The organism is Butyricicoccus sp. AF35-5AC (assembly GCF_003477715.1).
GTDB lineage: Bacteria > Bacillota > Clostridia > Oscillospirales > Butyricicoccaceae > Agathobaculum > Agathobaculum butyriciproducens.
The window spans coordinates 14,167-29,510 of record NZ_QUDX01000013.1; the positions used below are offsets into that span (position 1 = coordinate 14,167).

The 15,344-nt window shown below is 49.5% G+C and carries 12 protein-coding genes and 2 pseudogenes; 8 read left to right on the top strand and 6 right to left on the bottom strand.

Annotation, left to right across the window (positions count from 1 at the left end; translation table 11 throughout):
• Window positions 1-108 precede the first annotated feature (108 nt).
• From DWZ82_RS12850 to cas9, 8 genes are all read left to right on the top strand, one after another.
• The gene (locus DWZ82_RS12850; RefSeq protein WP_118481128.1) at window positions 109-1,500 is read left to right on the top strand and encodes an FtsX-like permease family protein; all 1,392 of its coding nucleotides are present in this window, start codon (window positions 109-111) and stop codon (window positions 1,498-1,500) included.
• 18 nt (window positions 1,501-1,518) lie between these two features.
• Window positions 1,519-2,151 carry an ATP-binding cassette domain-containing protein gene (locus DWZ82_RS12855; RefSeq protein WP_118481129.1) on the top strand — a complete coding sequence of 211 codons (633 nt, stop codon included), beginning with the start codon at window positions 1,519-1,521 and terminating at the stop codon, window positions 2,149-2,151.
• A gap of 1 nt (window position 2,152) precedes the next feature.
• On the top strand, window positions 2,153-2,335 hold the full coding sequence (locus tag DWZ82_RS12860) for a hypothetical protein (RefSeq protein WP_118481130.1): 183 nt from the start codon (window positions 2,153-2,155) through the stop codon (window positions 2,333-2,335).
• 399 nt (window positions 2,336-2,734) lie between these two features.
• Entirely contained in the window at window positions 2,735-3,157 is a 423-nt protein-coding gene (locus tag DWZ82_RS12865; RefSeq protein WP_118481131.1) for an RNA polymerase sigma factor, read from the top strand.
• 441 nt (window positions 3,158-3,598) lie between these two features.
• Window positions 3,599-3,868, top strand: a complete 270-nt coding sequence (locus DWZ82_RS12870; protein WP_118481132.1) for a hypothetical protein — start codon at window positions 3,599-3,601, stop codon at window positions 3,866-3,868.
• 133 nt (window positions 3,869-4,001) lie between these two features.
• Window positions 4,002-4,178 carry a hypothetical protein gene (locus DWZ82_RS15425; protein ID WP_173839848.1) on the top strand — a complete coding sequence of 59 codons (177 nt, stop codon included), beginning with the start codon at window positions 4,002-4,004 and terminating at the stop codon, window positions 4,176-4,178.
• 89 nt (window positions 4,179-4,267) lie between these two features.
• Window positions 4,268-5,776 carry a recombinase family protein gene (locus tag DWZ82_RS12875; RefSeq protein WP_118481133.1) on the top strand — a complete coding sequence of 503 codons (1,509 nt, stop codon included), beginning with the start codon at window positions 4,268-4,270 and terminating at the stop codon, window positions 5,774-5,776.
• Between the two features lie 252 nt (window positions 5,777-6,028).
• Window positions 6,029-7,225, top strand: a complete 1,197-nt coding sequence (gene cas9 / locus DWZ82_RS15725; RefSeq protein WP_158575242.1) for a type II CRISPR RNA-guided endonuclease Cas9 — start codon at window positions 6,029-6,031, stop codon at window positions 7,223-7,225.
• Here cas9 and DWZ82_RS15890 read toward each other — a convergent pair.
• The 6 genes and pseudogenes from DWZ82_RS15890 to DWZ82_RS12910 all read right to left on the bottom strand — a co-directional run.
• Window positions 7,225-7,689: pseudogene (locus tag DWZ82_RS15890) on the bottom strand (N-terminal phage integrase SAM-like domain-containing protein); the annotation flags it as partial. The gene cas9 and the pseudogene DWZ82_RS15890 sit on opposite strands and share 1 nt — an antisense overlap.
• Window positions 7,690-8,393: 704 nt before the next feature.
• Window positions 8,394-9,404: a succinylglutamate desuccinylase/aspartoacylase family protein gene (locus DWZ82_RS12890; protein ID WP_110435970.1), complete on the bottom strand. Its 1,011-nt coding sequence runs from the start codon at window positions 9,402-9,404 to the stop codon at window positions 8,394-8,396.
• Between the two features lie 21 nt (window positions 9,405-9,425).
• Window positions 9,426-11,096 carry a M28 family peptidase gene (locus tag DWZ82_RS12895; RefSeq protein WP_116705284.1) on the bottom strand — a complete coding sequence of 557 codons (1,671 nt, stop codon included), beginning with the start codon at window positions 11,094-11,096 and terminating at the stop codon, window positions 9,426-9,428.
• A 3-nt stretch (window positions 11,097-11,099) separates the two neighbouring features.
• Complete coding sequence (locus DWZ82_RS12900; RefSeq protein WP_158574692.1) at window positions 11,100-12,296, bottom strand: amidohydrolase; 1,197 nt, start codon at window positions 12,294-12,296, stop codon at window positions 11,100-11,102.
• Between the two features lie 81 nt (window positions 12,297-12,377).
• Window positions 12,378-13,781: a YfcC family protein gene (locus tag DWZ82_RS12905; protein WP_118481135.1), complete on the bottom strand. Its 1,404-nt coding sequence runs from the start codon at window positions 13,779-13,781 to the stop codon at window positions 12,378-12,380.
• A 387-nt stretch (window positions 13,782-14,168) separates the two neighbouring features.
• Window positions 14,169-15,230: pseudogene (locus DWZ82_RS12910) on the bottom strand (DinB/UmuC family translesion DNA polymerase); the annotation flags it as partial.
• Window positions 15,231-15,344: the final 114 nt, after the last annotated feature.

Consider the following 15,344-nt stretch of genomic DNA (forward strand, 5'->3'; position numbering starts at 1 on the left):
CCGGAGAGTTTTTTTAATTTCATCTTTGTTTCATACACCCTCCACATGACGCAGATATACTATGCCCGTATCTCGGATGCCTTAGATTACAAAAATGGAGGTAATAAAATGAATTGTCTAAAACGTGCATACTTGTACGTCACACGCAAAAAGGGGAAAAGTATTTTACTTTTTCTGATCCTGCTGGTAACTGCCACTTTCGTTTTGAGTGGGCTATGTATTGGAGATGCCACAAGACAAGCGCAGATGAACTTGCGGAAAAATCTTGGCGGGGCCTTTGATATGGCTGTCAACTATTCCGAAGATAATCCATACTATCGTCAAGAAGAGTCTGAAAATGATGATGGAACAAAAGATGTTCTCATGTATTCAATGAAGCAGGTATCACCAGAAATGGTAGCAAATATTCGGAATATAACAGGCGTAAAATACTGTGATGCTTCCACAGAAAATCTGTATGACGGACTCCTGCCTATCCCTGGGACTGTGCCAGTGGAAGAAGAATTTAGCCATTGTGTAACAGGCGTTGGGGTCTGGCGTTCTTCTGAACAAGAGTTTTTTACATCTGAAAAGCTGACCTTAATCGCCGGAAGGCATATTGCCGAGAATGATACGCATAGTGCAATTATCAGCGATGTATTAGCAGAGAAAAATCAGATTAAATTGGGGGATACTTTCACAATTACGGGTGGCTCAAAAAAAGAAATCTCGCTTGAAGTGATCGGGCTTTTTCATGCAAATGTAACTGAGAAATTAGGGGCCGCCGTCACAAGCTACGATAAAATTCAAAATCACATCTTTACAGATATTGCATCTGCAATCGAGGCTGAGAATAGCGCCGCAGTACAAGGCTTTGATGATGTTAAAGTCACCGTAGATGACCCGGAGAACTTGAAGCAGATTATGGAACAAGTAAAACACCTGCCGGGATATGAAGAAAATGCCTATACGATTGCCGCAGATGATGAAGCCTATCAAAGTGCGGCCGCTTCAATAAGCAGTTTGGATGCACTTGTTAAAAGTCTGCTGATTGGCATAATTGTAGTGAGCATTATCATCTTAGCCCTTATTTTGACACTATGGGGAAAGGCCAGGGTACATGAAACGGGTGTATTTCTCTCGTTAGGAATAAAAAAGAGGAATATTCTTGGACAATATATCGCAGAAGTTCTTCTGATTGCAGTATTCGCTTTTGCGGCATCGGGCATTACCAGCAATATGTTTGCTGCCACTGTTGCTGATACGCTCTTACAGCAGACTGTCCAGAGTAATAGTTTACAAGATAATGCCGAGGACGATACAACCATGCAGAGCATAGATATGAGCTCCGCACTGGAGGATGAAGAAACGATCTCTCCGAATATTCAGATTTCTCTTGGCCTGGAAGATCTGTTGCGGCTCTACTGCATCGGGTTTTTTATTATCGTTGTTTCCGTAACGGTTTCTTCGGTCAGCGTTATGCGCTTGAAACCGAGAGATATTCTAAACCGCATGAGCTGAAGAAAGGGGGAAAATCAAATGTCAACTTTGGCTTGTAAAAATGTTGCCTATGCCTATGAGAAAGGGAAAGGCATTTTGACAAACATTTCATTTAGCTTTGAAAGCGGAAAAATGTATGCGATTTTAGGCCCGTCGGGGTCTGGAAAAACAACGCTACTTTCCTTGCTTGGCGGGCTTGATACGCCAGCGAAAGGAAATATCCTCTTTGATGATACTGACATCACACAAACAGGGCTGGAAGAACATCGGAGAAACCACATATCGCTGATTTTCCAAAATTACAATCTCATTGACTATATGACGCCTATCGAGAATACAAAACTGGTGTCAAAAGTTGATGCTGTCCCCATTCTTCAAAGATTGGGACTGACGGAAGATGAATTGCGGCGTACCGTATTGAAATTGTCAGGAGGACAGCAACAGCGTGTAGCGATTGCCCGCTCATTGGCTTCGGATGCGCCGGTTATTCTGGCAGATGAGCCGACGGGCAATCTGGATGAAGCCACGGCTGCCGAGATTACGGAAATTCTAAAAGAGAGCGCACAGGAATACGGCAAATGCGTAATTATCGTGACACACTCTAATGCGGTGGCAAAAGCCGCTGACTGTGTTTTAGAAATCAAAGGCGGAACTTTGAAAGTGAGGAATTGAGATGAAGAAAGGTGTACTAATTCTTGTGGGGGCGTTGCTTTGTGCATTTATTCTTAATGGTTGCACTTCCCGTAAAGATCAGGGGACGAATACAGGAGATAATTCCAGCGGCGTTATTTATGACTACGAAATCCCGGACGATGTAGACATTGATATTGATGTAGACGATGCTCCGACTGAATAAATTGTGGTAGTTTCATATCCGTTCCATATTGCTTCCATATACATACTATCCAGCGGCATTACCATGGGCGTAGTGCCGCCGGATTTTTATATTTTAGTAAACACGGCGGCCCATAGGAGGGTATCGCCGTGTCCATTTTACTTTTCCATAACTCCCATGACCTTCATCAGTTAAAAAAAGCGTAGCTCCACCTCCGGGCTATTCTAACCATGAAGGTACAATATATCAGTACCATTCAGATAATACATTTTCATGCGCCCGAGCGGCTTCATGCCGCCCGGGCGTTTTTGCGTCTATATGGAGCCTCGGGCCAAGTTGGCCCGAAGTCCAGCCCCGGTGCCGCTCTCCGCCGCCTTCGTTTCGGTCACTCGTCAACCAACAACCGAAACGGAGGTCAATATGGCTATTATCAATTTGCGGGACTATTACCCATTCTATACATCGGATTGCTTCATGGAAGTATCGGAAGAAGTTGCAGAAATGTTCAAAGAGTTTGATCGTAAAGAGGCTGCCTACCGGCTGCGTACATACCGCCATAAGGCCTACTATTCCCTTGACCGGGATGACGGGCTGGAGCATGAAGCTCTCTTTGTCGCCTTATCTCCCCATGAACTGTATGAGCGGAAAGTGACCATGCAGGAGCTTCATGCGGCGATTGCCAGTCTGCCGAACAAACAGGCAAAACGGATTTACGCTCATTTCATTCTCGGCATGACCAAACAGGATATTGCACGGGCAGAGGGCGTCCATGAAAAAGTGGTTCGTGTCGCAATCGAGCGAGGTCTGCGGCACTTAGAAAAAATTTTGAAAAATTCTTTGTAAGGCGTACCGATTTAGGCCGGAAAATGAAATGGCTTATGAGAGGCAAAACACTTCGGGTCACAATGGCCCGAGGTTCAGACAAGCCTCATGCAGATTGAAAATTGAATAAAAAGACACCCGGATACGAAGGGGAACGCGCTGTGTGACAGACCCGCCATGACCTCGGATTTCAGAGAATACAGTCTTTGCAAAACTGAGCGAGCGAACAGGTTCATGCCATAGGTGGGGCAAGGCTGGCTCCACCGGAACAGGCGCAGACCCCGGATACTTGCGTTTAGTCACAGTCCGAGCGTTGAAGCGGCCTTGCAAGCCGTGAGCCGTCGCAGGCAATGAGAACGCCTTGCCATCAGAATGGGGAGAGTTGAAATACTATGGGGCATGAAGCCTATGTCCGTCCGGTGTGCCTGAAATGAAGTGAAAACCTATGGGGAGCCCCCGGCAATGCTGTCTGATGATAGGCCAATCGATCCGGCGTGGCTCCCCATCTTTTCAAAAAAGGAGCACTTTATGGGAAATGCGTTTGGAATGATCCCCGGCTTGGAATCGGACGAATGGAGCAATGATGCCTGCCGTGGTTATGTCATTATGGCAATGGAGGACTGCGGATTTTCAAAGAAGGATATACGGCGTGTTGTGGGGCAGCTTTATGAAGTATTTGACCTCAACAGCGTGGAGGACGCCAAAGAAAAGTACCTTTCCAGTCCTTACTGACCTCGGGCCACATTGACCCGAAGTGGAGAAAGCTCAAAGGGCGGCACCTGCTGGGTGCCGTCTTTTGACATTTCCCCACAGGACAAGCGGGAAAGGCAGGCATATACACGCACTTTCGCAAAGGAGGTTTTCAATGACGCAAGCTGTCACTTATGAACGAGAAACAAAGTCTGTCGCATTTCAAGGGAAGATCATTGTGCTGGAAAGCCTCACGCCGGTACTTCCCCCGAAGGAGAAAGAACAGCGCAAAAAAGAAATTGAGCATTGTCTTTACGAGGTGTTCAGCAAATATGGAGACAGATTTCCCTAATCATTCGCAACATTGTTGTCCGGGGCTGCTAATGGTATAATATAGTTGTAAGGTTGGTAGCTCCATTCCAACAAGGAAAGGAGCCCAATATGGAATTTATCAGAGAAGATTGTATTTACGCAAGACAGTCAGTAGACCGCAAGGACAGTATCAGCATTGAAAGTCAGATCGACTTTTGCAAGTATGAATTGAAAGGTGGGAGCTGCCGGGTATTTAAGGACAAAGGCTATTCCGGTAAGAATACGGACAGGCCGGAGTTTCAAAAGCTGCTGGGCGAGATCCGCAAGGGAAAGGTTCGGCGGGTCATCGTGTACAAGCTGGACCGTATAAGCCGCTCTATTCTGGACTTTGCAACGATGATGGAGCTGTTTCAAGAGTACGATGTGGAGTTTGTATCCTCCACGGAAAAGTTTGATACTTCGACCCCGATGGGCCGGGCCATGCTGAATATCTGCATTGTATTCGCCCAGCTTGAACGTGAGACAATTCAGAAGCGTGTCACAGACGCCTACTATTCCCGGTGCCTGAAAGGCTTTCACATGAGCGGACAGGCACCATACGGTTATCAGTTAGAGCCTACTGTGGTAGAGGGTATCCGCACAAAGAAAATGGTTGCCGACCCCGTAGCCGCCGACCATGTTCGGCTGATGTTTGAAATGTACGCTGAACCGGAAACCTCCTTCGGAGATATTACCCGATACTTCGAGGAACATGACATAAAAATTTATGGAAAATCCATGTTCCGTACATTTCTTTCCCAGCTTTTAAGAAACCCCGTTTACGCACAGGCCGATTTGGAGCTGTACGAATTTTTCAAGAGCCAGGGCGCAGCGATTGTCAATGACGCTTCCGACTTTGTCGGAACAAACGGCTGCTATCTCTACCAGGGGCGGGATGTGAAGGAGGGCAAGGACAGGTGCTTAAAAGACCAGATACTTGTTATCGCTCCCCACGAAGCACTCATTTCCTCTGACACATGGCTGAAATGCCGGAAAAAACTTATGGCAAATACCACCTTCCAGCAGGGACGGAAACCGAAAAATACTTGGCTGGCCGGAAAAATCAAATGCGGGCATTGTGGGTATGCTCTGAAAGCCACCCATGTACCAAACAGCACCGGATATTTCCGCTGTACCAAACGGACGGAAAACAAAGGCTGTCCGGGCTGCGGGAAAATCCGCAAAGAAGAATTTGAGCAATTCATTTTCTCGGCCATGCAGGAAAAGTTCAAAGACTTTCAGATACTCCACGGCAGAGAGGAAAAAGTCAATCCGAAACTGACTGCCTATCAAGTGGAGCTGGCACAGGTGGAGGCAGAAATTGAAAAGCTGCTGGATACGCTGACCGGAGCCAATGCGACCTTGCTTGCCTACGCCAACAAAAAAATTGAAGAACTGGACACCCGACGCCAGACTATTTCAAAGGCAATCGCCGAATTGAGCGTTGAAACCATATCTCCCCAGCAGATAAAGAAGTTATCCTATTATCTCGATAACTGGGACAGCATAGATTTTGACGACAAAAGAAAAGCCGCCGATGGTTTGATCTCTACGATCAAGGCCACCAGCGACCGTGTTCAGATAGAGTGGAAAATCTGACATTTCCGCTCTATCACCCCTCATTTCTATTTTATCTTGTTTGTACCCCTTGTACACCGATGTTTCGATGATTTTTGTACTCTTTTATCAGATGCATACGGATTGGATTTTGTTCCGCACAATACGGATAATTATCTAAACATTTTGAAAACTCCTAATATGTGAGTTACGGAAAAGGCAGCTTTACTTACCGAAGGTCTAAAGAAGCCCAGCAAAAATGAAGCCGGAATTTCTCCCTTTTACATTTCTGAATTGCTGGCAGGAAGGTCTGTTGCACTCTCCAATCTGTTCGGTGATGACCGATTTAAAGATGCCAAGAAAATTACGCTGCAAAATGATCTTGACGCAAATTACAATGAACTTTGTGAGGTATTAGATGATCATATATCCGTAGTTACTGCTGCCAAAGATGTATACGATGCCGCACGCTTTGCGGAAATTATCGGTACGCACAGATACCTTTGCGATGCCAAAATTGCTGTATATAAGCAAAATAACATTGACTTAAGAGTACTTAAAGATTATATTAAGGCGCACTGCATTGAACGATATAACTCTATTTTTTGTGACAAAGAGGACAAGCTTGATAATTATGCTGCCTATAGCCAATATCATCATAAAAGCGGCGATTACACTTGCTCACAGGAGGCTTTTTGCAAATTCCTAAAAAAGTCTTTGCCTGAAATGGCGGAATCCAAATCCCCTGTCATTGCAACTATATATCAAAAAATCGTTGATGGTTCTTTTCTGCCGCGTTTGCGAAGCTCTGAAAATGGAGTTATCCCCTATCAGCTTCAACTGCGCGAATTAGATGCAATATTGAAAAATGCTTCTTCATATCTACCTTTTCTGGTGCAACAGCAAAGTGATGGTTACACTCCTGCTGAAAAGATTAGAAAAACATTTGAATTCCGTGTTCCGTATTATGTCGGTCCACTAAATGATAAAGCAGCACATCACTGGGCTGTTCGTTCTAACACTGATAGCAAAGAAAAAATTTATCCGTGGAACTTTAATCAACTGATTGATCTTGATCATTCAGCTGAAGCATTTCTCGTCAATTTAATTGGTCGCTGTACTTACACAGGTGACCCTGTTCTGCCTAAGGATTCTTTACTATATAGCGAGTATATGTTGCTCAACGAATTAAATCCATTAAAAATTGATGGTCAACCGCTTTCTACAGAGCATAAAAAGCAGTTGATTAAAGATATGTTCATACACCCTGTTTCCAAGCAAAAAGACAAAGTCACTAAAAAGAAAATCTATGAATATCTGAAATCAAAAGGCTGGATTTCTAAAGCTACAAATATAGATTCTATCAGCGGAATTGATGATAAGATCAAATCTGATTTGCGCTCCGCCTTCGGCAGTGCACAGCCGTCTGCCGGATTGTGGGCGATCAGCCGCTGCTCGACTGCCAGCTTCAGGGCAGAGGAAATGATTTGATGGATGTTGCGCACTGTTTTGGCGCTCAGTCCCTTGGGCTGCTTCTGTGCTTCGATTCGCTCTACCCGCCCTTCTGCCAACAATTTCTTGTAGAACTGTTGCAGATGCAGCGTCGTCAGATCATTCAACGGGATCTTGCCGAGCTGCGGCTTGATGTGGTTTTCGATGTAGCCATGATAGGTCAGGTAGGTGGATGGGCGCATTTTGATTTTGGCATAGTTCTCATACCACACTTCTAACCAGTTACCCACGGTGTAGGTCTTGGCCCGTCCGTAGTCGATGCCCACATTTTCCTCGATGGCTTTCTTCAGCTTTTCCTTGACTTCCGCTTGCGTCTTTCCAAGGACGTTTTTAATGATGGCCTTTCCTGTTTCTGGATCGTGACCGACTGTGTACCGACCCTCCCAGCGTCCGTCCTTTCGTTTGCGGATATTTCCCTCCCCGTTTGCTCGTCGCTTTGGCATATGTTAAGCAACCAGAGATTACAAGCGGGAATCCTGTCCACAAAAGAGCCAGATCTGGAATATATGTTCCATCGCCATCCACAAAGCAACAAGAGCGGTATATGAGATACAACCTTACCCTACGGAACAATCTCAGTGCAGTCGATCACCAAAAGGGGCCCAATTACCCTCGCACAGGCCCTGCTCCTTGGAAAATGAGCAGATTCATTTTTTATCATCATGCCAGGTATGACCGCCCAAAAGATCAGGCATACTGTAGCAAAGGGGGCCTGCGTATGAGAAAACCAAGCCGCGAGGCTTTGACGAAACGAATCTGGTTTGATTACTTCAATGAGGTCCTTCGCAAACAAAACCTCATTGATTGGAACACCTATCAGAAAATCAAGTTGTCTATCCAACAATAAGAAGCTGTTGATTGCATAAGCTCAAGTCAAAACCACCAGCTAAGCTGGCTGTCAGCATGTCCAGACACCCGGTCATTGTGCCCCATTTTTCCCCGTTTCAGCATCCCTCACCACTCATTTTTCCCGTTTACAAACGAAAAAGCCCAGCTTTCGCTGGACTTTTTCGACAGACTGGGGCATCCAAAAGGGTGCCCTTTTTCATTTCTGCAGGCCATGTACAGCCCACTCTGCTTCTGCCCTGTTCGTATCTAGGATACTCAACTGGCACTTCGATTTGCAGGATGCATGGATCTGGGCGCTTTACTCCCCATCCACAGGCTTGCCAACCATGTATACCCAGCCATGAGGAGGACAGACAGAATATGTCCAGTACCCGATGACCACACCGTCAAAGGGAGCAATGACCCGATCCACTTCCTCTCCGAACAGGTTCGTAATGATGGAAAGCGTGTCGCCCTTACGCACAGAATCCATTGCCTTCTTCACAGGCACATGAATCCCGCCGTTGCGGTTATAGATATAATCAATGTCATAGTGGTGTACGCCCTCATTGGCGGGCACGCTGCCCTCCAGAATCCCCAGCAGGGTCATCACATTGCGAATTCCGGTCTCCAACATCTGCTTGTGCTCATCCCGCTGATACATGCGGGTGCACTGTCCGCCGATCTCGGGTGTAATGCAGGGAATGCCCATCTGATAGGCATACTCATCCTCAATTCCGCTGTTCTCCGCGTAGCGGGTGTTCTTCCACAAGACCTTAAAGCCAAAGCACTGGGCCATTTCACGGGACTTATACGCCACAGGAGACTCCTCTCCGCAGTACAGCACAACAGGCTCCAGATACTCGCTGTTGCCGCCGCCGTGGATGCAGATCACCGCGTCAGCCTTCTTGATGATGTTCTCACAGTACCAGCTGCACACATAAGCCGTCATGGGGCCGGTTCCGCCCGGATAGATGCGATTCAGATCCTGGGGCACAAAGTCCAGGGTATTATAGCGCTTCATTTCGGCAAAGGCCTCTGCATTCAGGGCAGGGATTCCAATGAAGCTTCCCTTCATCTTGGATACATCCAGCCCCTCAAAGGTCTTGATAATTCCCTCAGTACCCTCATACTCGTCGCCGTGGTTGCAGGCATCCACCACCAACGTGGGACCGTCCTGGGCGCCCACCGCCAGCATAATGGGAATATTCACCCATGAACCGTTGGCCCGCTGGGCCAAATGAATAAAACCATATTCCTTGGTGCCCTTCTTTTGGAGTGCCTGGGTAAGATCAAACGATTCGTCATACTCTTTGATATTGGTCTGCATAATCCATATCCCCTTTCTCTATCATACCACACTGTCCGCGTCGCTGTTCAGTGCTTGGACAATGCTTGTGCACTCAGATACAAAGCGGTTCACCTGCCGGCGGAAGGCTGTCCGCCAATACAAAAATTCCTGAGGTGGCAGGTCGTTGCGGTGCTTGCCCCTGACCAGCTGCAGACCGGGCAGCAGGCCCACTGCAAATGTGTTGTCAAAGTGATATTCATCACAGGCACTGCACAGCAGTCTCGTCAGCCGGCCTCCTGCCTCCTTCGCCTGTCTGTCACTGGAAAAGCAGATACGCCCGGCACAGGCCTTGTCCAACTCCTCCAGTGCCCGTTCTACAGGAGCGAAATCAAAGTCATCGCCGCAATGGGTCCGGATGTCTGCCACAGTATCTCTCATTTGCGCCAGACACCCTGCCGCGTCAAAGGGAAGATGCGCTTCATCGGCAAACTCTTTTACCAGCTCCACCAGCACCCGTGTATCCCTCATCAGAAGCTGGGGGTCCACCTTATCCATGGTATCCTCCACGGAATGCCACCACCAGCCTCCGCCGCTGCCTGCACAGTGCCAGCGGCCACGGTTGGGCGGCGCCTGATAAAAGTCAAAGGACACCTGGATGGGAATGCGCGGTCCGAAAAATGACAGGTCTGATCCCCGCCCCAGCGGGCGGATCACCACCTCAGCCTGCCCGGTGCACCGACGCAGGATATCCCCAAGGGTATCCCCTGCCACACCGGACGTGGAAAACCCGATCTCCTGCGCTCCCATACAGCCGGGAGAGTCCATGTTGACCAGCGCCACACAACGGGCATCCAGGTCCTCAAACTGCTCATCGCAGTACCAAGTGCTCCCGGCATACCGTCCGTTGGAGTGGGCCGGCCACCACGCGATTTTGACACCCCGCCGCAGCTGCTTCTGGGACAGTACCCGTGCCAGTTCCAACACAGCGGCATTCCCGGTGGCATTATCCGTCACACCATAATCCCAGGAGTCATAGTGGCTGCCCACCAGCACATACTCCGGCGTTTCACCGGCCAGCTCGGCTACAGGGATCTGAAGACGCACACATCCACACTGCAGTACGCTGCGCACCGTCGCGGTACGGCTGCAGGCTCCAGGCGTCAGCAAGGGCAGTATGGATTCTCTGTCACAGCTTCTCAGGCCCACCACCGGAAAATCAGGATAGGTTTTTCCGTTTTCAGGCTCCGCGGTGCCCCACACAGGGCTGACCGTCTCGTAGTGAAGCACAGGCTCCTCGCTGGTCCACAGATGGATCAGGCCCTTTACACCGTATCCCCGCAGCTTTTGAACATAGTCCTCATAAAAATTGTCCCCAATCACGATGCAGCCCCGCGCCCCCGCGTACCAATCCTGCTCCTGTCTGGGCTTCAGCTGGTCGTGGGCATGGACATCATAAAACAAGGGGGCGGTCACTCCGTCCGGACAATGGGCGGAGAAGGAACGGGGAAGGGCTTCAAAGGTCTGATCCATCCCCTCTACAGTAACTGACGCTTCTATAGGAGTGGAGACATATCCGTCACACTCATACACGCGGCATGGAATGCCCCATTCCTGCAGCTTCTTGATCAGATAGCCGCAGGCACGGTGCTCATCTTCCGAACCGCCGATGCGCTTCAGCCCGGAAAACACATCCAGTGTCTCCATCAGGCATTCCCGTGAGAGTTCTTCCATTCCTCAATTCTCCTTTTGGTGCGCAAGGAAACACTGGTACACATCCTGCCAGGCAGCCTCATCCGTCACAAGGCGGAAGGCAGCCAGTGCACAGCACACAGCACCGTCATAGATGCCCTGATGAGCCCGCGCCTCTTTCCCGGTCTTTACCCATGCGTCCGTGTGAGGAGGATCATCTGTCTCGATGGTCTTTACCCGCAGGCAGCAGCTGGGCAGCCGGTGGGTCACCGCGCCGAAATCGGTAGAACCGCAGTCCTTCCGGGGCGGAGCAATTCCGTCACACGCAAATTTTTCTGCACACTCCATCAGCAGCGCACCCATGGCATCATTGATGGTGGTGTTGTAAATATGCGCCACAGGGGTAATTTGTACCTGTGTCTGGGTAGCCATGGCAGCAGCCTGGGCAATCTCCCGGGTCCACTGCTCCACGCTCTCCAGATACGCCATGGAGGAGTGGCGGATCTCTACCTTAACCTTGGCAAAATCGGGCACGGAGTTGACTGCCGTCCCCCCAGCCAGCACAATATTGCTCACCCGGCTGGAATCCTTGAGGTGATTGCGCATGAGCCCAAGCCCTGTCTGCAGCATGGTCACCGCATCCACTGCGCTGCGCCCAGCATAAGGCGCAATACCCGCGTGGGCGGTTTTGCCGTGAAATTCCACATCCATCTCGATCAGAGCCAGAGAGGGCGTCTCCAGCTGGGTCAATGTGCTGCCGTGCACCATGAAGGCCACATCAATATGGTCAAACCCGCCGTGGGCGGCCATCTCGTTTTTGCCTCCGTCCAGCGACTCCTCGCTGGGCGTCCCGATCACATGGATCTCAAAGGGCTGGTCCGAAGACTCCAGCACTCCCCGCAGGGCCATTGCCGCGCCGATCATGGCAGGGGTCTGCATATGGTGGGCGCAGCCATGTCCCTGGCCCCGCAGCGCATCATATTCCCCTAAAAATCCTACTGCGCGCCCTCCGGCAGCCCGCCCTCCCTTGTGGCGGTACACGGCACAAAAAGCCGTATCCAGCCCGGCGTAGGGAATGGTTACTTCAAAATCGTGGGCTCGCAGCCACTTTGTCAGCGCAGCTGAGGAGCGGTACTCCTCATAGCCCGGCTCGGCGTAATCAAAAATTTCGTCGCTCAGCGCGCACAGCTGCGGCATCAGCTCTGAAACGATATTCGCAATTTGCTTCTGAATTTCTTCCATGGCATGTCCCATCCTATATCTTTGAAATTTATAATATCCTGCCGTCGCGCCATGCAGTTGCGGCGGCCAGCTCTAAACGGATCAGTAACCGATCACCACAGCCAAAGCCAGGAAGGCCATAGAAACCAGGCTGAGCAAAATCACCAGCTTAATGACGTACTTCAGCCACACGGAATAGGGAATCTTGGACGCAGCCAAAAATCCCAGCATGGTGGACGAAGTGGGGTAGATGGCATTGGTCAGGCCGTCACCCAGCTGGAAGGCCAGCACAGTGCTCTGGCGGGTCAGGCCCACCAGATCGCCCACAGGCGCCATGATCGGCATGGTGGCTGCCGCCTGGCCCGTACCAGAGTTGATGGGCAGGTTGATGATGTTCTGCACCAGGAACATACCGATGATCTTTACCGAGCTGGGCAGTGCCACAATCGCATTGGCCAAGGCATTGATAATGGTATCAATGATCATGCCGTCCACCATAACGGTATTGATCGTACCGGCCACTCCCACAATCATCGCACCGAAGGTGATATTGGCCATGCCCTGCACATACAGATCGCAGATCTTGTTGCCGCTGAACCCGGCCAGAATACCGCATACCACACCCAGCACCAAAAACAAAGTAGCCATTTCGGTGATAAACCATCCCAAGTAGGCCACGCCGTAAATCAAAACGGCAAGCGCGATGACAACGGCCAGAAGGATCAGCTTGTGCCGTCCGGTCACTTCAATCGCAGATACATCCACATCCTCCAGGTTGGAATCCTCGTTCCCCATCAGGTTCTTGGAGGGATTCTTCTTTACCTTCTCCGCGTAATGAATAATATACAGGCTGGTCGCAACAATAAACGCCACCAGGATAATCCAGCGATACCAGGCTCCGGAGAACATGGGAGTCACACCCGCGATGGACTGAGCCACACCCACATTAAAGGGATTATAGATGCCCGCCGTAAAGCCCACGATGGAGCCCATGGCGATCATGGCTGTACCTGTGATGGTATCATAGCCCACTGCCTTGGCCACTGCAATCCCAATAGGCACAAACACCAGAACCTCCACAGACATTCCCATGGTGAAGCCGCCTACGGCAAAGACCGTAATGAAGATGGGGATGAGCAGCTTTTCTTTTCCCGCAAACATCTTGCCCAGTTTGGCACAAAAGGCGGTGATCATCCCTGTCTGCATAATCAGCTCAAAGGCGCCGCCGATAATGAAAATAAAGAAGATGATCTCGTTTACGCTGGAGCTGCCCAGAGTTCTCACAAAAGCCATGGGGATTTCCAGCGGTGAAACCGGTGACGATTCCACCTGAGTGTATGTACCCGGTACAATCAGCATACGGCCGCTGGCATCCTCCTGGCGCTCAAACTGGCCGGCAGGAATCACGTAGGTCAGCAGGCAGACAACCAACACGATCAGAAACAGAATAATGTACGTGTGGGGCATCTGGATGCCTTTTTTCTTTTTCGACGTTTCAATGGACATTCTTCTCTGCACTCCTCACAATCAAGTGTCTAATAATTATACATTTATTTTTTTCTTTATGCAAGGGCAAATCGAGATTTATCGAGGAATATGAATTTATCGTAAAAAACTCCCTTGAGCCGCCAGCGGCTCAAGGGAGTCTATGGATGTTTTGACCACTGTATCCACAAAAACTGATTAAAGTTCCAGCCCATTCCACGCTTCTGTCAGCCGACACAGCCGTTACAGAAGCGTGTGTGCTGCTGAAGTTTCCACTGGGCAGGCTGACACGGGCATAGCGGCCATCCCAAATTCAGTGTAAGCTCCTCAGCTTGGAAGCGCGCAAAGTTTATCTGCAGCCACAGCAGATTCATCCCGCTGCCGCCTTCTCCTATACGATGTTCCCCCTCACAGACTGAGGGTACAGATGTAACGGATGGGTCGAATATGTCCTGCAACCGTGCGGTCTATGCGCCGATAATTCATAGTTCGTATGGGCACCATCTTCTTAATAGTGAGCATAACCTCCTGCATTTTTCGCTCCCGATCCAGTTCTGCTTGCTCTTGTTTTCGACGAGCCTCAACGGCAGCATAATCGGTGAACAGATCCATCTGCTCAAATTCGCCCTCTCTGGTCATCGCCTCACTCTCTGAAATCACCCGACCCGCAACGATGTTAAGTCGCCGCACCATGAGGTCGGTATTCACAATACGATCAAAGAGCGCTGTAGCTGCCCCCATGATTTTCTTTGTAGAGGAGGTATAATCGTTCAGGCGCTCAGTTCCATGGGCGTGCTTTGGAACCTCGCGGCCATAGTGATCCTTGACTATTGGGCCATGATAACGATTTCGCCGTGCCGGATCAGTTAGGTTCTCAATGTCATAGCCGACCGTCAGAACAATCTGGTCGGTCATCAGCTTCTTACTCACCAAATCCAGTGCCAGTTGCTCTGCCATTTCTCTCAGCACCAACCGAGCCCTTTCTGCGGAATACGGGCAATGCAGGACCTGACCGGAACCAAGGCTGTTTTCACTGGGATGATATGCCTTAACCGCTTGGATGGTACAGGGTTCCCAGCCCCACGAATGGTCAATCAACAACTCAGCGTTTTTCCCAAAGAGCTGGTAAAGAAGATCCTCATTGCATACCGACATTCGCGCAACATCGCCCATGGTAAACATTCCGTGTGCCTCTAACTTCTTGGCGTATCCACGTCCAACCCGCCAGAAATCGGTGAGTGGCTGGTGCGACCACATGGTTTGACGGTAGGTCATCTCATCCAGCTCTGCGATGCGCACGCCGTTCTCATCCGCAGGGATATGTTTTGCCAAGATATCCATTGCGACTTTACATAAATAAAGATTCGTACCAATACCTGCGGTGGCTGTAATTCCGGTATTCTCGATCACATCCAGGATAATTTTCATTGCAAGTTCTCTGGGGGTAAGTTTGTAGGTGGATAGATAATCGCCAAGCTGGACTAGAGCATATTATAGAGAATTCTACGGGCAATAACAATAAAATTTTCGCTGATTTAAGTTATGAAATGCGATTGAATTGTGAAGATTTGAACCGAATTGCTG